The following is a 21,646-nucleotide window of genomic DNA, read 5'->3' on the forward strand; positions in this document are numbered from 1 at the left end:
TATTCAGACCTTATAAACAACATTAACGACCACGTTTTGCCAAAAGGGGTATGAAATGAACGAGTCTGATAATATCTCCCGCCGTTTTTTCCTGAAAAGCAGCGCTGCTGCCGTGGGCGTTGCCGCACTTTCCAGCATGGCTGGCGGCAGGGTCTGCGCCGCCACGCTCTCCACTACAAATCCGAAAAACGATGAGCAAGGCAAGGCAACGGTATTTTTTACCAAGGACCTCAGCGCCGCAGGCCTGCGCAAACTGTATGCCCGCGTCAACCAGGGCATGACCGGAAGAATAGCGGTCAAACTGCACACGGGAGAACCCGGCGGCCCGAACATTATCCCCCGGGAAATGGTCAAGGAGCTGATGCATGATGTCCCAGGCGGGGTCATTGTTGAATGCAATGTGCTGTACGACAGCCCAAGAAAAACAACTGACGGACACAAAATGGTCATTGCTGGCAACGGCTGGACCTTCTGCCCGGTAGACATAATGGATGAACACGGCGACGTGAACCTGCCCGTCAAAGGTGGCAAGTGGTTCAAAGAGGTCGCCTTTGGAAAAAATATTCTGAACTACGACTCGATGCTTGTGCTCACTCATTTCAAAGGTCATGCCCTGGGAGGCTTTGGCGGATCACTGAAAAACATCGCCATCGGTTGCGCATCAGGAAAAGTCGGTAAGGCACAACTGCACGACTCTGACGGCAGCTCATGGCCTTCCGGCCCGGATTTTATGGAACGTATGGTTGAAGGCGGCAAGGCCGTTGCAGACCATTTTGGCCAGCACATCACCTATATCAACGTGCTGCGCAACATGTCCGTAGACTGCGACTGCGCAGGCATCAGTGCCGCGCCTCCTACCGCGCCGGATCTGGGCATTTTGGCTTCAACGGACATTCTGGCCATCGATCAGGCTTCCGTTGATATGGTGTACGCGCTGCCCGAGGCCCAAAAGGCCGATCTTGTGGAGCGTATGGAATCCAGAAGCGGCTTGCGCCAGCTTGAATATATGAAGGAACTCGGCATGGGAAAATCCGGGTACGAACTGGTAGTCATCTAAAGCAGATTAACTTTGAAAAACTTCACATTTTAAAGTTGTAATGACGGTGAAGTCATATGAGAAAATTTATCCAGCACGAAGCCGCCTCGTTTTCAAGGCGCTCATTTATAACAGCAATAACCGCAGGCATGTTCGCAGTGGCGGTGCATCCGCTTTTGGCTCCCACCAGTGCGGCCAACGCAAAACCCGCATCAGGGGGGCAAAAAATGCTGATCGTATACTACTCCCGCTCCGGCAATACCCGCGTTGTGGCGGAAAAAATTCATGCCTCTCATGGCGGCAATATTGTGGAATTGCAAACAGTGAATCCATACCCGGAAGAATACCGGGCTACCACAGAGCAAGCCCAGAAAGAACTGAAAGCAAACTACTTTCCGCCCCTGAAAACCAGTGTGGACGACATCAGCCCATACGACGTGATTCTTGTGGGTTCACCAAGCTGGTGGGGCACCTTTGCATCGCCCGTAAGAGGTTTTTTGGCGCAGCATGATTTTTCGGGCAAAAAAATTGCGCCGTTCATCACGCATGAAGGCAGCGCACTGGGTAAAAGTGTTGCCGACCTCAAAACGCTTTGCCCCGGCGCGACCATTCTTGATGGTCTGGCGGTACGTGGCGGCCGTGTACAAAATTCACAGGCTGAAATCGACCAATGGCTGAAACGCCTTGATCTGGGTAAATAGGAGAAATGGTATGCAAACGCGCACATTGGGTACTGACGGCCTGAGCGTCTCCTGCATGGGCCTTGGCTGCATGGGCATGAGTTACGGCTACGGCCCTGCATCTGATAAAAAGGACATGATCGCCCTGATCAGAACGGCTGTGGAAAACGGCGTTACCTTTTTTGATACTGCCGAATGCTATGGCCCCTTTACCAACGAAGAACTGGTGGGCGAAGCGCTGGCACAGTACCGCGGTCAGGTCGCCATTGCCACCAAATTTGGAATTTCCATCATAAACGGCAAGCAGATAACCGACAGCAGGCCTGAAGTAATCCGCCAGTCTGTGGAAGGCTCGCTAAAACGCCTTCGTATAGAAGCCATCGATCTGTATTACCAGCACCGGGTTGACCCTAACGTGCCCATTGAAGATGTGGCCGGAACAGTCAAAGAACTGATTCAGGAGGGCAAGGTCAAGCACTTCGGCCTTTCCGAACCAGGGGTGCACACCATACGCCGCGCCCACGCTGTACAGCCTGTGGCGGCAATCCAGAGCGAATATTCGCTCTGGTGGCGGCGGCCAGAACAGGATTTGCTCCCGACCCTTGAAGAATTGGGCATAGGGCTGGTGCCATTCAGTCCTCTTGGCAAAGGCTTTCTTACTGGCAGGTTTGACGCCGCAACCACCTTTGACAAATCCGACTTCCGCAGCATCCTGCCGCGCTTTACCCCGGAAGCCCTGGCCGCAAACCAGGCACTGGTGACGCTGCTTCAGAATTTTGCCGCACAAAAAAATGCCACCCCGGGGCAAATTGCCCTGGCATGGCTTCTTGCGCAAAAGCCCTGGATCGTGCCCATTCCTGGCACAACCAAGCCCTACCGCCTTGTAGAAAATGCGGGGGCCGCAAGCCTGCATCTTGAGGCGGACGAACTGAAACAGCTCACCAGAGCGGCGTCTGAAATTCAACTGACAGGCGAACGGTATCCCGAAGAACTGGAAAAACGTACAGGACTGTGATGAACTTTATTCAAACCCTTGCCATAGCCCTGCTTCTTCTGGCCTTTAGCGTATGTGGCACAGTAACCCTTGCATCGGCAGGAGATACAGCAATGAGTAACATCATTATCACACGTAAAAATTCCGTAGAGCCCGCCACCGGCCCGGAATCAGTCTTTACAGGCGACGTCAGTGTTGAATTTTCTGTTCCCCGGCGGGGCGAGTCGCGTCTGTCTGGAGGCTTTGTCACATTTCAACCCAAGGCTCGCAGCAACTGGCATACGCATCCCTACGGCCAGCTTTTGATTATTGCCACGGGCAAAGGCCGGGTTCAGGAATGGGGGCAGCCTGTTCAGGAGGTTTTTTCCGGTGATCTGGTCTGGTTTCCGGCGGGCGTAAAGCACTGGCACGGCGCTGCTCCGGATCAGGCCATGTCGCACTACGCCATTCAGGAAGAACAGGACGGGCAGGCCGCAAACTGGATGGAAAAGGTCACGGACGCGCAGTACAACGGCCAGTAAAATTCCGGGGGCCCAATGCGAAGAGCAGTCATAACAGGCGCAGCGGTTCTGCTGCTGTGCCTGTACGGCATAATATCCGAGGCAAAAACAGTGAATACCACGTTATCAAGCAGGCAACAGGCCATTGTGCCCATTGCCGCATTTGCCGCAAGCGGGCAAATACCAGCCCTGAAAATAGCGTTGCACGACGGCCTTGACGGCGGACTGACCGTCAATGAAATCAAGGAAATACTCGTGCAGCTTTACGCTTACGCGGGATTTCCCCGCAGCCTGAACGCACTGGGAGCCTTTCAGCAAGTGCTCGGGGAGCGCGAAGCAAAGGGCATACACGACGAACGGGGCAAAGAGGCAGGCCCGGTTTCTCAAGAAAAAACGAGCCTTGAACGTGGCACAGAAGTACAAACCGCGCTGGTGGGGGCTCCTGTCAAAGGCGGGCTTATGGATTTTGCCCCGGCCGTTGACGAATTTTTGAAGGCCCACCTGTTCGGAGATATCTTCGGGCGTGACAATCTGGACTGGCAAAGCCGTGAAATCGCCACAGTGTCAGCTCTTGCCAGCATGGATGGAGTGGAAAGCCAGCTTCGTTCACACTGCCGCATCAGCAGAAATGTCGGCCTGACAGCAGAACAAATGCAGGCTCTGGCCGCAGTTCTCCGGGCCAAAGTCAGTGATTGCGCAGGAAAGAAGGTTGATATGATCCTGAAGGAAGAAGACGGCAAATAGCCATACGCCAAAGCCTGTTCACAAGCTTTACACATTGCCCGGTGCCGTTTGCAGGTACATCCCAAACGACTGCAAGCGGCACCGTGGTGAACTGTCTGAAGAGTGTAACGTGTCCCAGCAAAGCCGTGTAGCAGCAAGCAGACCCGCCGTTACGCGGCTTTGTTGCGGCAACATTTGAAGCAACCCCTTGTGGACGTTTCAAGAATAAAATGCCCAAGGGGGCGAAGCCACATATCCACCGTCAAACCGCACTTCAAAACTGCCTTGCTACTTCGCCCTGCTCTCCAGCAACACAAACCTGTACGCAGTATTTTGCCAAATACTCGTTAGCGGACTCAGAAACGATGTAGCTGGCCATGTCGTATCCATACATATGCCCGCTGATGACCCAACCGCGCTTGGCAATGGTTTCCAGCATGCGGCCATAAACGGCCTCATGACTTTGCGCCTCACCCCGATGATAAAACCTCGCATAAAGCCCCGCAGGCCTGATGCGCAGGTTTTCTGCTCTGGTTCCCCGCGATGCGCCGCAAAAAAAATACCCGGCAATATAGGAAGGAAGGTGTTCCCGCTCTGTCAGAAAACCAAAAGGCATGGGGGCTGACCTGCCCAGTTTTTCAAACTTGTCGGCAAACTCGGCAAGAATTGCGATGCAGCCCTCTTCCGTAGCCTGATCTTCCGCGCTTACAGACGTCACTTCAAGCTGTTCTTCTTCCAGCTCTACCAAATCCAGAACATCGTATTGGGCATTCAGCGCTTCATGTCCCAGGGCTATGGTCGCTTCCAGCATTTTTTGCCTGGTGGCAAGACGCAGGCGCTCCTGACGCAAAAGCTGCCTTTTTTCTTCCAGATGTTCCAACAGGCCTGCCGGATCAGGCTCACGCACGAAATTGCGTATTTCTTTCAACGAACTGCCCGTTTCTTTAAGCATGGCAACCATGTCGAACTCGTAAAACTGGCCTATACTGTAGTGCCTGTAGCCATTTTCCGAAACATGCCGGGGCTTCAGCAACCCCTCTTTGTCGTAAAACAGCAGGGTGTCCTTGCGCGTTCTGCACAATTTGGCAAATTCTCCGGTACTCAAATACTTCATAGTTTTCCCCTTGACTCTGGAGTTACTCCATACCTTATGGTGACTGACACCATTATGAATAGCAAGCAAATTGCCCATTCCAAGCCTCAAGAGGAAATAATGCCCAGATTTATAGATATCTCATTTCCCCGCCGCAGCCGATTCATGCCGCGTTTTGCCGCCCTGCTCTGCCTTTGCCTGTTGCAGGCGGGCTGCAATGACGGCCCCTCCCCAATGGAGAACGCGCCGCAGGTGCGCTATACGGCCATTGCCCCTGAACGCCTTGTGCTCACCAGTGAATTGCCCGGACGTGTGGCAGCTCTGGTCACGGCCGAAGTGCGCCCTCAGGTGGACGGCATCATTCAGCAGCGGCTTTTTGAGGAGGGAGCGCCCGTAACAAAAGGGCAGGTTCTCTACCAGATTGACCCCGCCGCCTATGAAGCGGCCCGCAACACGGCCAAGGCTGAACTGGAAGAAGCCCTGGTGCACGCAGCCGCGCAGCAGAAGCGTGAGACCCGCGCACGGGTGCTGGCCAAGGCCAACGCCGTAAGCCAGCAGGAATGGGATGATACTGTGGCCGAACACGGCAAGGCCAAAGCCCGTATTGCGCGCGCAAAGGCGGCCCTGGAAACTGCGGAAATCAACCTGAACTATACGAGCATCAAGGCTCCTGTGTCCGGCAGAATAGGCAGATCTGCCGTCACGCAGGGCGCACTGGTTACAGCCAACCAGACAAACCCTCTGGCTGTCATTCAGCAAATTGATCAGGTGTATGTGGATATTACGCAGTCCAATGCCAGCATGTTGCGCCTGCGCCGCCTTGCCGCCGCTCTTGGCCCCGCATGGGGTAAGGGCACAACCGGAGCGCGCCTCATTCTTGAAGACGGCACGCCCTATGCCGCACCCGACCCTGAGCACGGCGAGACACAATGGCATACGGGCGATCTGCTTTTCGCAGAAATAAGCGTGGCCCAGACCACGGGCAGCGTGAATCTGCGCGCCCTGTTTCCCAACCCTGAAGGGCTGTTGCTGCCGGGCATGTATGCCAGGGTGCTGATTGAAGAAGGCGTCATAGAAAATGCCCTTCTGGTTCCCCAACGCGCTGTCATGGCTGACGGAAGTGGACGCCATTTTGTACTCACGCTGCAAGAACCGGAAACATCGGCAACGGCCCAAAATGCTGCCCTTTTGTTCACGGTGCAGAAAAAAAACGTGGAGCTCGACCGCCCCTTTGGCAACCGCTGGCTTGTACGCTCCGGCCTTGAAGCCGGAGATCTTGTGATTGTGGAAGGTATTCAGAAAGCCATCCCTGATGGCAAGGCCATAGGCGAGCAAACGCCCGACGATACGCAAGACAGCGGTGCTGCGCAAAACAGCAAAACCCGGGATGGGCAATAATGGCAGCTTTCTTTATCAACCGCCCCATCTTCGCCACGGTGCTGGCGATTCTGCTTATGCTGTCTGGCGGGCTGGCCTTGCGCAATCTGCCCATTGCCCAGTACCCCGACATTGCTTCGCCACAGGTATCCATCTTCGGCCAATACCCCGGCGCTTCGGCGGCAACGGTGGACCAGAGCGTGACCCAGCTCATCGAACAGCAGATGAAAGGCATCGACAACCTGCTCTACATGCGCTCTTCCAGTGATTCCAGCGGCACTATTGAGATGGTGTTCACCTTTGAGGCCGGAACCAATATCGATATTGCCCAGGTGCAGGTCCAGAACAAGCTGCAGCAAGCCATGCCCATGCTGCCTGAGGCCGTTCAGCGTCAGGGCTTGCAGGTCAGCAAGGCCGTGGAAAATTCCTTTATGGTCATAGCCTTCTATGTCACTGACGCTTCAATGACCGCAGGCGGCATCAGTGACTATGTGGCAAGCAATCTTATTGACCAGCTTAACCGGGTGGAAGGCGTGGGCTCCACAACGCTTTACGGCGGCGTCAACGCCATGCGCATCTGGTGCGACCCCGCGAAAATGGAGCAGTACAGGCTGAACCCGCAGGATATCGTGGCCGCAGTACAGGCCCAGAACGCCCAGGTTACGGGCGGCCAGGCAGGCGCAGCCCCCGCCTTGCCGGGGCAGGAGATCAACATCACGGTCAATGCCGCCTCACGGCTGCAAACAGTGGAAGAATTTCAGCAGATACGCCTGCGCACCGAAAGTGACGGGGCAGTGCTTCGCCTCGGGCAGGTTGCCCGCGTGGAAATCAACGAGGAAAACTTTACGGGGCAATCGCGCTTTAACGGCAACCCGGCCGTTGGCGTGGCCGTAAAGCTGGCCTCCGGGGCCAATGTCATAAAAACCACCGACGCCATCAAGGCGGAACTGGCATCCCTTGCCCGCTTTTTTCCTGAAGGAATGAAGTACGACTTCGCTGACGACAGAGCCCCTATTGTAGAAAAATCCATCAGCTCTGTGGTGCGTACCCTGCTGGAAGCCATTGCCCTTGTGGTAGCCGTGATGTTTTTATTTTTGCAGAATTTTCGCTCAACGCTCATTCCCGCCATTACTGTGCCCGTGGTCTTGCTGGGCGTGTTTGCCGTGCTGTCTCTGGCAGGATACTCCATCAACACCCTGACCATGTTTGGCATGGTGCTCGCCATTGGCCTGCTGGTAGACGACGCCATTGTGGTGGTTGAAAATGTGGAGCGCCTCATGCGGGACGAGATGCTCAGCCCCAGAGAGGCCGCACTCAAATCCATGCGGGAAATCACAGGCGCGCTGGTAGGCGTGGCCGTGGTTATTTCTGCCGTTTTCGTGCCTATGGCCTTCATGTCCGGGTCCACAGGCGTCATTTACCGCCAGTTTTCCATAACCATTGTCACGTCAATGGTACTGTCGGTGCTGGTTGCCATTGTGCTTACGCCCGCCCTGTGCGCCACGATGCTGCACAGGCACGCGCACAGCCAGGGAGAAGGCCTGTTCGGGCGCTTTAACCGCTGGTTCGACCGCCTGACCCGGCGTTACGCCGTCAGCCTGCGCCCCATGCTGGACAAACCGAGGCGCTGGGTTGTCATCTTTGGCGCGGGGCTCGCCGTATGCGCTATTCTGCTTTTACGTCTGCCCAGCGCCTTCTTGCCAGATGAGGACCAGGGCATACTGTTTCTTGATGTTCAGCTGCCGCCGGGGGCTTCCTTCGAGCGCACGGCGAAGGTACTGGCGCAAGTGGAAGACTATTTTCGCCAGGACGAAAAAGAAGCCGTGCAAAGTATTTTTACGGTTATGGGCTGGAGTTTCAGCGGTTCTGGTCAGGCTTCGGGCATGGCATTTGCCCTGCTCAAGGACTGGAGCGAGCGCGGCAAGGGACAAGGCGTATTTGATGTCATGAACAGGGCAAACGCCCGCTTTGCAGCTACCCCTGAAGCCCAGCTTTTCGTCATGGCCCCCCTGCGGTTATGGAGCTTGGCAATTCATCCGGCTTCAATATGGAACTGATGGACCGTGGCGCCAGAGGACACGAAGCGCTTATGTCCGCCAAGGACGCCCTTTTGCAAAACGCGATGAAGCAGAAAGCCCTCGCCTACGCCCGGTACAGCGGTCTTGATGATTCAGAGCAATACCGGCTGCTTGTCGATAGTGACAAGGCAGGAGCACAGGGGCTGGACATGGCCGTGGTCAACGGAGCCATAGGCGCATACTGGGGCGGAGAATACATCAACGACTTTGTGGACAAGGGCCGCACCAAGAAGGTCTATCTTCAGGCAGAGGCAGGATTCCGCTCCAGCGCGGAGGATTTTTACCGCTACTATGTGCGCAACAGCGCGGGTGAAATGGTGCCTTTTGCCAGTTTTCTCGGTGTGGAATCCATCACGGCTTCCCCCAAACTTACCCGCTACCAAGGTGTGCCTTCAGTGAAAATTGAAGGTGAGGCCGCACCGGGGCAAAGCTCCGGTCAGGCCATGAAGGCTATGGAAGCCAGCGCCAAAGCTCTGCCCCCGGGCTTCGACTTTGCCTGGACAGGCCTTTCCTACCAGGAACTGCTGTCCGGCAACCAGGCTCCCATGCTCTACGCCATTTCACTGCTGGTGGTGTTTCTCAGTCTGGCAGCCCTGTACGAAAGCTGGAGCATACCCGTATCCGTTTTGCTGGCCGTGCCTACGGGCCTTGTGGGCGCTCTTGCCGGGGCTTGGCTGCGCGGACTGAATAATGATATCTACTTTCAAATCGCTGTGCTGACCATTGTGGGCCTGTCAGCCAAAAACTCCATTTTGATTGTGGAGTTTGCCCGCGCCCAGCACAGGGCTGGCAAAAGTCTGGCCGCTGCAGCCATTGAGGCATCCCGGCTGCGGCTGCGGCCCATCATAATGACATCCCTGTGTTTTATTCTCGGTGTCATTCCTCTGGCCCTGAGCAGCGGAGCCGGGTCAGGAGCGCAAAATGCCCTGGGTACTGTGGTGATGGCAGGAATGCTCACCGCGACGGCCCTTGGCGTTTACTTTACGCCACTGTTCTTTGTGCTGGTTGTGAATATATTTCGCAAACCGCGCAGCAAAGGCGGTAAGTAGCAATACTGCTGGAAAATACGGCAAAAAACATCGGCACGCCACGCAAGCCGTAATGACTGTGGCGTGACGGTATTTCAAAGCAAGCATTCACCGGGAGCGTGATCCCGGTGAATGCTTGCTGCATCACGAAGGGCGGCCCGGTCTGCCCACTGCCACGCATTATGACGCAAAAACAATGCTGGCTGTAACAAACGCATCCTATGATTTTTTTATGAGCACAGACAATCCGAATACACACAGTGCGCCCCCACAGGGCGCTCCTGTTCAAAAGCGCCTTTCCAAGGGCGCACGCTGGCGGGTGCTTATTGCCGTTATGGTGGCATGGTTGCCCATTGCCACGGACATGACCATCCTGCATATCGCCGTGCCGTCGTTGACGCTTTCGCTACAGGCCACGGGCACGGAAATACTCTGGATTATTGACATCTACCCGCTGATTATTGCCAGCCTGCTGGTGCCAATGGGCACGCAGGGCGACCGCATCGGCCCGCGCAAACTGCTCTTGGTCGGGCTGCTCATCTTTATGGCCGCTTCGCTGGCAGCGGCCTTTTCGCCAACGGCCAAAAGCCTGATTATGGCCAGGGGCCTGCTTGCCGTGGGCGGAGCCATGATAATACCCAGTGTGCTGGCCATCATACGGATTACATTTGACGACTGGAAAGAACGGGCCATGGCCCTGGGCATCTGGGGTACGGTAAGTACCGTGGCCGCCGCCATGGGCCCTCTGGCGGGCGGCCTTTTGCTTGAGCATTTCTGGTGGGGATCTGTTTTTCTTATCAATGTGCCGATCATTCTGATTATCCTGCCCCTGGCTGCCCACCTGCTGCCCAAGCCCCAAATCAAGGCCAAAGGCACATGGCCCATCGGGCAGGCTCTGACACTGGCCGCGGGCCTTATGGCGACGGTGTATGCCATTAAGGCCGTTTTCAAACAGGGCTCTTCAATGCTGCTTTGCGGCGGCGTGCTGGCTTGCGGTATTTTTTTGCTGGCATTGTTCATACGCAAGCAGCTGACTGCGCGCGCGCCCATGCTTGACCTTGGCCTGTTCCGCATGCCTGCCATCCGCGTGGGACTCGTGACAGCCCTTATTGTTTCAGGCGCGCTGGCTGGCGTGGAGCTTACCATTGCCCAGGAGTTGCAGTTTGTTCTCGGGCGCACGCCCTTGCAGGCTGGCATTTTCATGCTGCCCATCATGGCGGCTTCTGCCGTTGGCGGCCCTTTGGCCGGAAAACTGGTCGTTTGGGGTGGGCTGCGGAGCGTCTGTACACTGTCGCTGCTGGCTGCCGGAGCCAGCCTCGCCGGGCTGGGTTTTGCGAGCTTTCATGACGCTGGCTGGCTGGTGTTCTCGTGCATGGTCATTTTGGGGCTTTCACTCAGCATTGGTTTGACGGCCTCATCCATTGCCATCATGGGCAGCGTGCCGCCGGAAAAAGGCGGGGCAGCAGGATCCATTGAAGCTCTGGGTTATGATCTGGGCGCGGGCTTGGGCATCACGGGCTTTGGGGTTCTGCTGTCAGTAAACTACAGCGCGGCCTTGCGTTTGCCGGAATACATACGCCAGAGCCTGCCGCACAGTGTCGTGGATTCTATCAGCGATACGATGGTTGCCGCGGAGCTGGCTGGTGGAGAAAAAGGCAAAGCCATTGCCGAGGCCGGACAAATGGCCTTTTCCTCCGCACACAGCACAGTGCTGCTGTCTGCGGCGCTTCTGGTATTTCTTTTGGGCTTGTGGGTTTTCAACGGATTACGCCACTATAACCCAAAGGAACAAAGTAAAGGCTGATCCGGCAAGGGATGTCCTGTCGCCAAGCACACTGGCAAGACAATCCATGCAGAATCACGTTGACTGGAACCAGGCAGGCCGAGCTGATTTGACGAGAATGTATCAGGTAAAAACTGACGCTGCAAAAGCTGAACTGCCCAGAGCTGGTATGGTAAAAGCTTGTCTGCAAAAGTTGTTCTGAAAAAATACCGTGGCAAGGCCCTTCCTGCCGTAAATTCACAGGTAAAATTGTCCTCCTCCAAAGCCCTGCCCCCAGCGGGGCTGACAAGCCGCAGCGCGTCACCCTTCTGACGCGCTGCGGCGCAAAAAGACTGCATTTTTTGGCAACCATTTTGCAATCCCCTCCGGCATGGACGTGTTCAACTACAACCAGGCTGAGATTTTAAGTCTCATACTTACCATGATGCGGGTAAGTATTGTCATGTTCATGCTGCCTGTGTTTTCCACCAACAATATCCCCGTACAGGTCAAAGCCGCCATAACCCTGGTGTTCACGCTGGGCGTATGGCCGCATCTCGCCCTGCCGGGCAGCCAGATGCCTGCCCATCCCTTCGACATGGTAATCATGATTCTGGGCGAGGCGGTGCTGGGGCTGGTGCTGGGCATGGCCGTCAATTTTCTGTTTATGGGCATTCAGGCGGGTGGTGAACTTCTGGGCTTTCAGATGGGCTTCACCATGATAAATTTTGCCGACCCGCTCACCGGCAACCAGACGGGCATAACGGCGTTTTTTCTCTGGATGGTTTCTCTGCTGACCTTTCTGGCGCTGGACGGCCACCTGTACATGATCAAGGGCTTTGCCGAATCCTTCAAGCTGATACCGCCGGGGGGGCTTTTCATCGGCTCCAACATCATGTGGCAGATACTGCACCTGGCTTCGCAGATGTTTGTATTGGCCCTGCAAATTGCGGCTCCGGTAATGGTGGCGCTTTTTATGGTGGAAGTGGCCCTGGGCCTGGTAGCCCGCACCTCGCCGCAGATACACATTATGGAATTCGGCTTTCCGGCCAAGATTGGCGTGGGATTTTTCTTTGTGGGTCTGCTGCTGGTCATTATGGCTGACCATGTGGAAACCTTTATTCTGGGACTGGACGGCCTATTCACCAACCTGCTGCGGTCTATGAGCCCTCTGTATCAGTAGCGTTAAAAACCCTGTTCCAGTCCAAGCCGGAAGACCATATGCGGATAAACCTGCTCCGCATGCAACTTGTCCCTATGGTACAGCAGCTCTTCAACAGCGGCCATGGCCCCCTGGCAAGAGGCTGCCAAAGGATCGTCAAAAACCACATATCCGCCAGCAACCATTCGGTCTTTCACGCTCTCATATGAGTAGGCAACGGCGTCGTAGATATCACAGTCAATATGTGCCAGGGCAAAAGACAGTTTTTCCTGAAACAGCGTCGGGACTGTGTTTTCAAACAATCCTTTGACCAATATCAAGTTATCCAGACCGAGCATCTCTTTCCGCCTAAGCATTTCCCCCATCAAGTTATCTTCCTTGAAATCCCCTTGTTTGTGGTAATCTTGCGCGCTCTCGGTCAGGGGCATGCCCTCAAAGGTGTCCAGCGCGTATACGCGCCTGCGGCTTTTTGTAAATTTGAGCAGGTAGGCCATAAACAGGGCCATCCCTCCCCGAAAGGTACCAAATTCAATAATATCTCCTTGTGCATCCAGCTTCGGCAGGTAGTACTTAAGAAGAATAAACATATTCAAAAATCGCTCTCTGGTGACAAGAGAAAGCCCATGCGCTGCACGCTGAGCGCCATGAAAAAGCGGATCCGCTTCACAAAAAGCCCGCAGTTTATCTTGTTGAAGACTTATGCCTCTGGCGGCCCCATCATGCAGGGATACTCCTTTTCTGGCGCCAGGCAGGGGCAAGCGCAACAAGGTATCGCTATCAAAAATATTATACAGGAAATTATCGGACTCATCTTTGATTTTTACATCAAAGGGCGAGCATGGCCTTAGCATACAGCGCGTCACCAGCAGCCTGGTTCCCTGACGAACATAAACGCGAATTTCGACTGATTGACTATCCCGCTGAAGGTCAAGGCAGGCAACGGCCAACAGATTTTTTTCCACTGTTGCTACGCGGCCTCTAAACAAAATGCACTGTTGAGCGCTGTCTATCAATTCATAAAAAGCGCCAACATAACTGTCTGCATGGCCGTACAGGGCGAAGCGGCAAGGTCCTTTGGGAAAAGGCCCTTGAACCTGCTTAAACATCATGCCGTCGCCCGATCCATCGGCAAGCACGCCAGCCATATCAGGAACCAGCTTTCCCACGCCTGTCGCCGAGGCCAGCAAAAGTTCCTTTGCTTCACTGTCACTCATCTCTGCAAGCTTAGTCATGGCACTCTCCCCTATGCAAAGACCTTGGAAAAACCGTCCAAAACTGGTCTTCTTTGAGTTTTCCTGTATAGCATCATCTGATGTATCGCATCTTTTTTTTCTGCCGTATTATTTATCACATCGTACTCTAGCGGGGACGAAAGCCTCTTTTCAAGGCGATAAAAAGACGACAAAATTACCTCTGGCGATATACTTTTCCCACATATATATTTGTTAGGACAAGTGTCACCATTAAACATATTAACTTTATTTGACCTACACAGGTCACAACGCTCCTGAGAAAGAGCATGCTCATTGGCAATATATCCAGAAAAAAACTCTGGTTCACTATCTGAAAAAGATATTACAGATCTTGTTCCCACGGCTCTTGCCATGTGCATCAATCCTCCAATGACACCAAGGAAGGCACTACTATTTTTTATTATAGCAGCAGTTTCTCTTAACCCAACATGAAGGCAGTTTTTCGTATTTGGAAGCAATGGATCGCTTTCTGCTCCAATCTGAACAATCGTATAGTTTTTACTTAAAACTTTGCTTACCACAGACCATGTTTCATAGCCGGCAGTTTTCCATACTGCGCCATAGCTTTGCATAACAATATATTTATCATTTACAGGTCTGTTTTCTTCAATTTCCTGATCGCTCAGGTATATTTTTGGATAAATCTTGATATCGCCATACACTTCGGCTCTGGCACAAAGCTTTGCTATCATATGTGTTTCTGGATAACGCCAATGATAAAATCCATTTTTGCATTCAAGATCCCAATAGTGAGCATAAAATGGAGCGACACCACGTTGCAACAGGGCATCATGCACGTCGCGCGAATTAAAAACGGCATGTGCGGGAGTATCATTCAAAACAATATTTGGGTTATGCTCAAGAAGAGCATTGTATTTTGTTGAAGCCACGCAAAGGCCACAGTTCTCGGCAATTGCCGAAACGAGGATGGCATCGCCTATGCCGCCATCATTAAAAATCGTTTTTGTGCGTTGGGCCATATGAACAAATCCTTACTGGATACGGCGGTCAGCGGGGCGTCTTGCAAGCGCGAGCGATCACGCGCATATCGCGCCCTGGCACATGAAATTTAGCCTGATTATCTAGCACAAGAACTTCAAATCCGGCTTTGATCAATTCACTGGCCATTTCATTTTTTGTCCAAACGTAGCGGTGTGTTTCATAATCAAGCCTGTCCCACTGGTTGCCATAAAACTGAGAAAAACCCAGATTAAGGGCCCCCAGAGGAGTATCAATGCTGGCCTGGCTTTCCAGATACATTTTTATGCAGGCATCAAGGTCTGGATGCTCCATGAGAAGAAGCCCTTCCGGTCGGAGCAAACGGTGAAATTGAGCCAGAAGGTCTATGGCGGCCCATCGTGTAAAATGCTCAAGCACATGAACAAGAAGAATGCGGTCTACACTGCTATCAGCGGCATCCAACGCGCGGATATCCATCTTTAAATCGTAACATGACCCGCTTCGTGAGGTATCTTTCCCCTCATAATCATAGTTATCAATGTTTATCCAGCCCTCAATATTTTCCCCACCGCACCCAAGGTGCAAATTTATCTCATTCATGCCTTGGCGACTGGCATAAGAATTAATTGAGTTAAACATGTAAACGTCCTCTTGATAAAATGACACTTGGCATGACACCCCAAAGTCCATCATCACAAGGAAAGCCTGCCGTGCAGCCTCTTAGGGCATCCCCATAAACATCACGTAAAGGATTTTGAAAAGCCTTCTGAGTTAGCAGACGCATTGGCTATCACAGCGCTTGGCAGTCTTCCCCGTAATCCTGTCATAAACCACCTGGAGCTGTCCCAATGAGTGTTCCAGGGAAAAATCACGCCCAACATGCACCCGCCCTGTCTGCCCTGCGGCTCTGGCAGCCTCTGGATGCCTGGACAACCAGCCAACATGATTGGCCAAAGCTACTTCGTCACGCCCGTCCAGCACAAATCCGCTTTGTCCATGCACTACCACATCGGCAGCACCGCCACACCTGGTGGTCACTATGGGCACCCCTAAGGCGTGGGCTTCCAGGAGCGCATTGGGCAATCCTTCCACATAAGCCGTATGTAAAAAGACCGAGCAGAGCGACAAAAAATCGGAAACATTCTTGATCGCTCCAGGCAGAAGGATGCGATCAGCATGCGCAGTGCTGGCCACTACGTTCTTTAGCTGCTCATACATCGGACCGTGCCCAGCCAGAACTGCATAAAGACCGGGATTAGCCGCACATACGCGCATAGCTGTGCAGATCCAGAGCTCCGGGTCCTTAATCGAGACAAAACGGATAAGACCACCCACCACCGGGGATTTTTCAGGGATGCCGAGTTTAATGCGCAAAGCGGCTACATTCTCTGGCTCAGGACAAGGCCAATCCTTTAATCGAAGAATATTTGATGTCAGCGAAACACTTCCCGCGGGCAGGTTGAGCCATTCCTCATAATCGATGCATCCGGCGCGGCTGTTGTTGGTCATAACTACGCCTGGCATCTGCACGGCCCTGCTAAGAATAGCGTGCGCCAACGATTCATCAACACTTTCAAAGCCATATGGTGCTCGACTGCGCGGTGCAAGACTGCGCCCGGCAATTATTATATTTGGAACACCCGCAATAATCGCCGCCAATAGGGGTTCGAGATGATCGGCATTCCAGATATGCAGTAATCGAGGCATTAAACGCAAAAACCAGGCTGCATAAACGGCAACACTATCCCGAAAAACAGGGGGAGGATTTTCAAAAGCAGCATCTACAACTCCGCGTGCCGCCTGAAAATCTTCAACCTTTATCTTATCCAGAGAAAATTCAAGAACAGCCTTACAGCAGTTCTTGGCTTCTGCCAGAAAAAAATCATTTCCTCCTGCGGCAGACAAGGTCCGGCACAGCAGGACAATGGGGGTTCCTTTATCCTGAAAAGCTTTAGCTGAAGCCAAAATTTGGCGCTCAACACCGCCGCAAGTCAGGGAACCGTTCCACCATGCCACCGGGCCGATGAAATATTCTGGCTTGCGCAAAGGAGAGCCTTTAATGAAGCTCGCAGCATTGGCTTGTGCGTCTGACATGGTGATACTCCAACTGCACTGTAGTTTTGGCGCGCATAAAAGATTGCAACATCGATGCCAATAAAAAAGGGACTGCACATGGCAGCCCCTTCCACAAAACACTCGCACATGATCAGATGTGCAGACCTGCCCCACTTCTACCCCGCAGCCTTCTCCAGCCGCGCCAGGGATTCTTCCTTACCCAGAAATGCCATGATTTCATTAAGATGCGAGCCGCCCATAAAGCCCATAAGGGCCGTGCGCAGGGGCGGGGCCACTTCTTTGAACTTGAGGCCATTATCAGCCACATAGGCGTTGAGGGCAGCCTCAATGCTTTCAGCCGTAAAGGGCTCGCAAGCCGCGAACACTGAGACCAGCGCGCTCAGATGGGCCTTGCCGCCATCCGTCAGATGTTTGGCGGCGTCTTTTTCGGCATATTCCAGATCAGCGGCGGAAACCAGCAACGGCCGGAAGCTTTCAGCCAGTGCCTTGAGGTTGTTGGCACGCTCGCGGAACATGAGGCACAGGGGTTCCAGCCGTTCCTGCGTCAAAACGCCAAGGCCGGCTTCCTCCACAAAGGGCGCAGTCAGCGCGGCCAGTTCGGCCAGAGGCATTTCGCGCATGAAGTGGGCATTGCACCATTCCAGCTTGGCGGGGTCAAAGGCTGCAGCCGCAGGATTGAGGTTGCTGCCGTCAAAAAATTCCACCAGTTCTTCGGGCGTGAACAGTTCCTGATTGCCGTGGGACCAGCCAAGCCGCACCAGATAGTTCACAAGAGCCTGTGGCAGCAGGCCGTCCTGCTGATACTCGATGACGGCCCGCGCGCCGTGACGCTTGGAAAGCTTCTGGCGGTCAGGGCCGAGAATCATCGGCACATGGCCGAAGCGCGGCACAGGCAGGCCCAGAGCTTCATAGATAAGGATCTGCTTGGGCGTGTTGGAAACGTGGTCGTCACCACGGATCACGTGCGTGATGCCCATGTCGTGATCGTCCACCACCACGGCCATATTATATGTGGGCATGCCATCGGCACGCCTGATGACCATATCGTCCAGTTCATTCACGTCTACCGCGATCTTGCCCTTGACCAGGTCGTCAAAAACCACCTTGCCTGCCAGCGGAGCTTTGAGGCGCACACAGCGCCCTTCGCCGGGGCCGAGGTCGCGCGTGCGGCAGCAGCCGTTATAGCGCGGCTTGAGGCCTTTTTGCCGGGCTTCTTCGCGCATGGCCTCAACCTCGTCAGGCGTGCAGGAACACCAGTAGGCGTGGCCGTTTTCCAGCAGCTTGTCCACATAGGTGTTATACAGGTCGGTGCGCTGCGTCTGATAGGCCAGATCCCCGTCCCAATCCAGACCGAGCCAGCGCATGGAGGCCAGAATGGAATCGGTATATTCCTGCTTGGAGCGCAAAAGATCCGTATCTTCAATGCGCAGATGAAAACGGCCGCCGGAATGGCGGGCCAAAAGCCAGCAAAAAATGGCGGTGCGTGCGCCGCCGATATGCAGGTGTCCCGTGGGGCTGGGGGCAAATCGTGTAACCACTTGCGTCATGTTACTATCCTTGACTGAGCTTTTGAGGCAAACAGGCTGTTTCCCGTCTATCTCATATATTTATTAATTTTTCTGCAAAATAGTCTCGGGCAAGCCGCGTGCCGGGCGCCAGCGACCAGAGGCAATACTTCTCCGAATACACCCGAGTACGTCAGGATGCCCCGAATGCGCCCGGAGACGCCCAGATTCGCACGGTTGCCCCGGATTGGCCCAGATGCCCCCGGAGACACCGCGCGGCTCACAAATTCCGGCTGTCTGTATTGTGCGCGGCTTCGCGCCTTTCATCGCAGGTGCGTGCAAGACGTTTGAGGGTAAGGGTAAGCTCCCTTACGTCGATGGGTTTGGTCAGATGGGCGTTCATGCCCGCCTGAAGACTGCGCTCTGCGTCGCCTCGCATGGCATAGGCTGTCATGGCCACAATAGGCACATCCACCGCGCCGGGCAATCCACTGGCCCTGATTTCGCGCGTGGCGGTATAGCCGTCCATAACAGGCATCTGCACATCCATAAGAACAAGGTCAATTTCGTCCACATGCTGCCGCCATGCGTCAAGGGCTTCCTGACCGTTGCTCACGGCCATGCATTCCACCCCCATGCCGCTGAGCAGCACTTCCATAATTTCGCGGTTTATGTCCCCGTCTTCAGCCATCAACACGCGCAACCCTTGCAGGCAGGCAAATTCCACCTTGTGATCGGCCTCGGCCAGATCAGGGGCAAACATGTCTTCCTGCCCTACGCCAAAGGGCAATTCCACCGTGAATACGCTGCCCTTGCCGGGGCCGCTCTGCACGTTGATGCGCCCGCCCATAAGTACGGCCAGACGGCGGCAAAGGGCAAGCCCCAACCCGGTGCCGCCGAAGCGGCGGGTAATGGACGTGTCTGCCTGGGAAAAAGGCGTAAAAATACGCTCCTGTTCTTCACCGCTCATGCCAATGCCTTCATCGCTGACGATACAGGCCAAAGTGACATTATTAAGTTTGCGGCGCACCAGCTGAAAGTCTATGCGCACTGTACCGCGTTCTGAAAATTTGATGGCGTTGCCGCCCAGATTCAGTAATATCTGGCGCAGCCGCAGGGCGTCGCCCATCAGGGTGGGCGGTATGCGCGGATCTATGCGGCTCTCAAGCGTGCAGTTCTTGTGATGGGTGCGCGGGCGCAGCAGGGCAAGCACGGCCTCAAGCTCTTTTTCGGGCTGGAATGGCAGATTTTCCAGCTCCATATGGTTGGCCTCAATCTTGGAAAAATCCAGAAGATCATTGATAATATCCAGCAGCGACTCACATGTGGAATGAATTTTTTCCACATAGTCCCTTTGCTGTGGATTGAGTTCCGTATTGAGCACCAGGTGCGCCATGCCCATGATGCCGTTCATTGGCGTGCGTATCTCATGGCTCATGTTGGCGAGAAATATACTCTTGGCCGCGTTGGCGGCCTCCGCGCTTTCCTTGGCCTCGCGCAGCACACGTTCATGCTGGCGGTGCTTCGTCACATCGCTCACATACCCGGCGATGCGGGGTTCTTCCTGCGTGCCCACGACCTCATAGGCCAGGGCAAACCAGCAAAGGCCGCGCCAGGGATGATTTACCCGAAGCTCCACATGCTCCTGAAAACCCACAGTCCAGCCTTCAGCACGGCAAAGATTGCGCCAGCGCTGCCTGTCTTCAGGCAGAATGCGCTTTTCCATAACCGCGAGCCGCTCTTCGGCGCCAGCCCCTTCGCGCAGGCCGAACTGCTCGTAAAAAACCTCATTGCAGGTAAACTCCAGCTTGCCCTTATGCCGTCCCAGTTCAAAAACACCCAGCCAACCCAAACGGCAGGCCAGCGAAAGCCGCGACAGGCTTTCACGCAAAGCCTGATGGGCTGCATGAAGTTCGTTTATGTCCTGATGGTAACCTGCAAGGCGCAGGACCTTGTCGCCTTTCTGGGAAACACGCCTGCCACCGCAACGCACACGAATGGAACCCAGCTGCGGATGGTTGTATGAGTAGCGCATTTCGCGCATTTCAGTGTGCTTTTTAAAATCTTCAAGGCTTTCCCATATGCGGTTTATGTCGCGGCTGTCCACGTGGGTGCGCCAGAATTCCGCACAGTCTTCAGGACTGATGTCGTCAGGCACGCCCAACAGGCGGCGCGTAACTGCGTTGGTAAGCAGACGCATCTGCCCGGAAGCCACATCGCGCTCAAGAACCCAGAGGCCAACACTGGCTGCAGCCATGGCCTCCTGTCCCCACGAAAGTCCTTCCTCAAAGCCCTGCTGTGCCTCTAACACCATTGTGCCTCCATAAAACTTGATGTGCAGGCTAGCGCTTTTGGCCCGGCAATACAATGCCGTTTTGCGTTGCCGCCCCGGTGCCTGCCACCCGTCTGCCATTCATTTTCACGCTTTCAGCGTAAAATGTCGGAACATTGTCGTTTGTTTGACTTCCTACTGGCTTGCGCGCCACATGGCTGGGTGTTAATTTGAACAGCTGTACGGACATACCGAATATTCTGCAACAGGAAAGACAGCGCCCACGCGGGGCTGCCCGCTGCCTGTAAATAAGGAAGACACATGAACAACGCCAAAGTTGTTATAAAGTACGGCGGGCACGCTATGGACAAGCCCGAGCTTTGCACGGCTTTTGCCACTGACCTTGCCCAGCTTTCGTCTCAGGATATGGGATTTGTGGTGGTGCATGGCGGCGGGCCCCAGATTTCCGCGCTGCTGGCGCGCCTGAATATTGAAAGCCGCTTTGAAAACGGTCTGCGTGTTACTGACGAAGCCACAATGGAAGCCGTGGAAATGGTTTTGTGCGGCCAGGTAAACAAGGCCGTTGTGGCCTCCTTTGCCGCGCACGGCGTGCGGGCGGCAGGCATTTCCGGCAGAGACGGCAACTTGCTGCGCGCTGTGGTAAAAAATCCCGCGCTGGGCCTTGTGGGCGAGGTAGAGACTGTAGACGCAGCCCTGCCCCTTTGCCTGCTCCAGGCTGGCTTTGTGCCTGTTGTGGCTCCGGTGGCCAGCGGCCCCGAAGGCCAGGCCCTGAACATCAATGCCGACACGGCCGCAGGCGCTCTGGCTGGAGCTTTGGCTGCGGATTACTTTGTGCTGATCTCCGATGTGCCGGGCGTGCTTGATGCCGAGGGCAGGCTTATTCCCGCCCTGACCCGCACAGAGATAGACAAGCTCCGCGCAGAAGGCGTCATTACCGGAGGCATGATCCCCAAGGTGGAATCCTGCCTGCACGCTCTGGACGCAGGCTGCCAGCGCGCTCTTATTCTTGATGGCCGCGCGCCCTCAAGTTTGCGCCGCTACCTGCTGGACGACGCCCCGCTGGGCACCGTTGTTGTGGGCTAACCGCACGCCAGACAAAAATACAAGCGGCAGCCGGAATTCCGGC

16 protein-coding genes and 1 pseudogene are annotated in these 21,646 nt (G+C 54.7%); 10 read left to right on the forward strand and 7 right to left on the reverse strand.

What is annotated here, in order from left to right; genetic code table 11:
• The first annotated feature begins 55 nt into the window (after positions 1–55).
• The 5 genes from HNQ38_RS07830 to HNQ38_RS07850 all read left to right on the forward strand — a co-directional run bounded on the left by HNQ38_RS07830 (position 56) and on the right by HNQ38_RS07850 (position 3,954).
• Complete coding sequence (locus HNQ38_RS07830) at positions 56–1,057, forward strand: DUF362 domain-containing protein (protein WP_183719125.1); 1,002 nt, start codon at positions 56–58, stop codon at positions 1,055–1,057.
• A gap of 56 nt (positions 1,058–1,113) precedes the next feature.
• Positions 1,114–1,737: a flavodoxin family protein gene (locus HNQ38_RS07835; protein ID WP_183719127.1), complete on the forward strand. Its 624-nt coding sequence runs from the start codon at positions 1,114–1,116 to the stop codon at positions 1,735–1,737.
• A gap of 10 nt (positions 1,738–1,747) precedes the next feature.
• Entirely contained in the window at positions 1,748–2,731 is a 984-nt protein-coding gene (locus tag HNQ38_RS07840) for an aldo/keto reductase (RefSeq protein ID WP_183719129.1), read from the forward strand.
• A 92-nt stretch (positions 2,732–2,823) separates the two neighbouring features.
• Entirely contained in the window at positions 2,824–3,231 is a 408-nt protein-coding gene (locus tag HNQ38_RS07845; protein ID WP_183719131.1) for a (R)-mandelonitrile lyase, read from the forward strand.
• A gap of 15 nt (positions 3,232–3,246) precedes the next feature.
• Positions 3,247–3,954, forward strand: a complete 708-nt coding sequence (locus HNQ38_RS07850) for a carboxymuconolactone decarboxylase family protein (RefSeq protein WP_183719133.1) — start codon at positions 3,247–3,249, stop codon at positions 3,952–3,954.
• Between the two features lie 253 nt (positions 3,955–4,207).
• Here HNQ38_RS07850 and HNQ38_RS07855 read toward each other — a convergent pair whose 3' ends face one another.
• Positions 4,208–5,047: a MerR family transcriptional regulator gene (locus tag HNQ38_RS07855; RefSeq protein WP_183719135.1), complete on the reverse strand. Its 840-nt coding sequence runs from the start codon at positions 5,045–5,047 to the stop codon at positions 4,208–4,210.
• 99 nt (positions 5,048–5,146) lie between these two features.
• On the opposite strand from HNQ38_RS07855, the gene HNQ38_RS07860 reads away from it, so the two are divergent.
• The 4 genes and pseudogenes from HNQ38_RS07860 to fliR all read left to right on the forward strand — a co-directional run bounded on the left by HNQ38_RS07860 (position 5,147) and on the right by fliR (position 12,454).
• Positions 5,147–6,424, forward strand: a complete 1,278-nt coding sequence (locus HNQ38_RS07860; protein ID WP_183719137.1) for an efflux RND transporter periplasmic adaptor subunit — start codon at positions 5,147–5,149, stop codon at positions 6,422–6,424.
• Between the two features lie 56 nt (positions 6,425–6,480).
• Positions 6,481–9,530 (forward strand): annotated as a pseudogene (locus tag HNQ38_RS07865) (efflux RND transporter permease subunit).
• 211 nt (positions 9,531–9,741) lie between these two features.
• A complete protein-coding gene (locus tag HNQ38_RS07870) occupies positions 9,742–11,313 on the forward strand; it encodes an MFS transporter (RefSeq protein WP_183719139.1) in 1,572 nt (523 codons plus the stop codon).
• A gap of 349 nt (positions 11,314–11,662) precedes the next feature.
• Positions 11,663–12,454: a flagellar biosynthetic protein FliR gene (gene fliR, locus HNQ38_RS07875; protein ID WP_183719141.1), complete on the forward strand. Its 792-nt coding sequence runs from the start codon at positions 11,663–11,665 to the stop codon at positions 12,452–12,454.
• Between the two features lie 2 nt (positions 12,455–12,456).
• On the opposite strand, the gene HNQ38_RS07880 is transcribed toward fliR, so the two are convergent.
• From HNQ38_RS07880 to HNQ38_RS07905, 6 genes are all read right to left on the reverse strand, one after another.
• Positions 12,457–13,665 carry a TylF/MycF/NovP-related O-methyltransferase gene (locus HNQ38_RS07880; RefSeq protein WP_183719143.1) on the reverse strand — a complete coding sequence of 403 codons (1,209 nt, stop codon included), beginning with the start codon at positions 13,663–13,665 and terminating at the stop codon, positions 12,457–12,459.
• 11 nt (positions 13,666–13,676) lie between these two features.
• Complete coding sequence (locus tag HNQ38_RS07885) at positions 13,677–14,666, reverse strand: glycosyltransferase family 9 protein (RefSeq protein ID WP_183719145.1); 990 nt, start codon at positions 14,664–14,666, stop codon at positions 13,677–13,679.
• 28 nt (positions 14,667–14,694) lie between these two features.
• Positions 14,695–15,285: a class I SAM-dependent methyltransferase gene (locus HNQ38_RS07890; RefSeq protein ID WP_183719147.1), complete on the reverse strand. Its 591-nt coding sequence runs from the start codon at positions 15,283–15,285 to the stop codon at positions 14,695–14,697.
• A 132-nt stretch (positions 15,286–15,417) separates the two neighbouring features.
• Positions 15,418–16,740 carry a glycosyltransferase gene (locus HNQ38_RS07895; protein WP_183719149.1) on the reverse strand — a complete coding sequence of 441 codons (1,323 nt, stop codon included), beginning with the start codon at positions 16,738–16,740 and terminating at the stop codon, positions 15,418–15,420.
• A gap of 137 nt (positions 16,741–16,877) precedes the next feature.
• On the reverse strand, positions 16,878–18,269 hold the full coding sequence (gene gltX, locus HNQ38_RS07900) for a glutamate--tRNA ligase (protein ID WP_183719151.1): 1,392 nt from the start codon (positions 18,267–18,269) through the stop codon (positions 16,878–16,880).
• A gap of 238 nt (positions 18,270–18,507) precedes the next feature.
• Positions 18,508–20,541, reverse strand: a complete 2,034-nt coding sequence (locus HNQ38_RS07905; protein WP_183719153.1) for a hybrid sensor histidine kinase/response regulator — start codon at positions 20,539–20,541, stop codon at positions 18,508–18,510.
• A gap of 279 nt (positions 20,542–20,820) precedes the next feature.
• Here HNQ38_RS07905 and argB point away from each other — a divergent pair, with 279 nt between their 5' ends.
• Positions 20,821–21,603 (forward strand): acetylglutamate kinase, encoded by a 783-nt coding sequence (gene argB, locus HNQ38_RS07910; RefSeq protein ID WP_183719155.1) that lies wholly within the window; start codon positions 20,821–20,823, stop codon positions 21,601–21,603.
• Positions 21,604–21,646 lie beyond the last annotated feature (43 nt).

The organism is Desulfovibrio intestinalis, assembly GCF_014202345.1.
Lineage (GTDB): Bacteria > Desulfobacterota > Desulfovibrionia > Desulfovibrionales > Desulfovibrionaceae > Desulfovibrio > Desulfovibrio intestinalis.

Excerpts from the sequence above, each read along its gene's own strand:
- HNQ38_RS07830 (WP_183719125.1), top strand. The coding sequence starts at position 56 with ATGAACGAGTCTGATAATATCTCCCGCCGTTTTTTCCTGAAAAGCAGC.
- HNQ38_RS07835 (WP_183719127.1), top strand. The coding sequence starts at position 1,114 with ATGAGAAAATTTATCCAGCACGAAGCCGCCTCGTTTTCAAGGCGCTCA.
- HNQ38_RS07840 (WP_183719129.1), top strand. The coding sequence starts at position 1,748 with ATGCAAACGCGCACATTGGGTACTGACGGCCTGAGCGTCTCCTGCATG.
- HNQ38_RS07845 (WP_183719131.1), top strand. The coding sequence starts at position 2,824 with ATGAGTAACATCATTATCACACGTAAAAATTCCGTAGAGCCCGCCACC.
- HNQ38_RS07850 (WP_183719133.1), top strand. The coding sequence starts at position 3,247 with ATGCGAAGAGCAGTCATAACAGGCGCAGCGGTTCTGCTGCTGTGCCTG.
- HNQ38_RS07855 (WP_183719135.1), bottom strand. The coding sequence starts at position 5,047 with ATGAAGTATTTGAGTACCGGAGAATTTGCCAAATTGTGCAGAACGCGC.
- HNQ38_RS07860 (WP_183719137.1), top strand. The coding sequence starts at position 5,147 with ATGCCCAGATTTATAGATATCTCATTTCCCCGCCGCAGCCGATTCATG.
- HNQ38_RS07870 (WP_183719139.1), top strand. The coding sequence starts at position 9,742 with ATGAGCACAGACAATCCGAATACACACAGTGCGCCCCCACAGGGCGCT.
- fliR (WP_183719141.1), top strand. The coding sequence starts at position 11,663 with ATGGACGTGTTCAACTACAACCAGGCTGAGATTTTAAGTCTCATACTT.
- HNQ38_RS07880 (WP_183719143.1), bottom strand. The coding sequence starts at position 13,665 with ATGACTAAGCTTGCAGAGATGAGTGACAGTGAAGCAAAGGAACTTTTG.
- HNQ38_RS07885 (WP_183719145.1), bottom strand. The coding sequence starts at position 14,666 with ATGGCCCAACGCACAAAAACGATTTTTAATGATGGCGGCATAGGCGAT.
- HNQ38_RS07890 (WP_183719147.1), bottom strand. The coding sequence starts at position 15,285 with ATGTTTAACTCAATTAATTCTTATGCCAGTCGCCAAGGCATGAATGAG.
- HNQ38_RS07895 (WP_183719149.1), bottom strand. The coding sequence starts at position 16,740 with ATGTCAGACGCACAAGCCAATGCTGCGAGCTTCATTAAAGGCTCTCCT.
- gltX (WP_183719151.1), bottom strand. The coding sequence starts at position 18,269 with ATGACGCAAGTGGTTACACGATTTGCCCCCAGCCCCACGGGACACCTG.
- HNQ38_RS07905 (WP_183719153.1), bottom strand. The coding sequence starts at position 20,541 with ATGGTGTTAGAGGCACAGCAGGGCTTTGAGGAAGGACTTTCGTGGGGA.
- argB (WP_183719155.1), top strand. The coding sequence starts at position 20,821 with ATGAACAACGCCAAAGTTGTTATAAAGTACGGCGGGCACGCTATGGAC.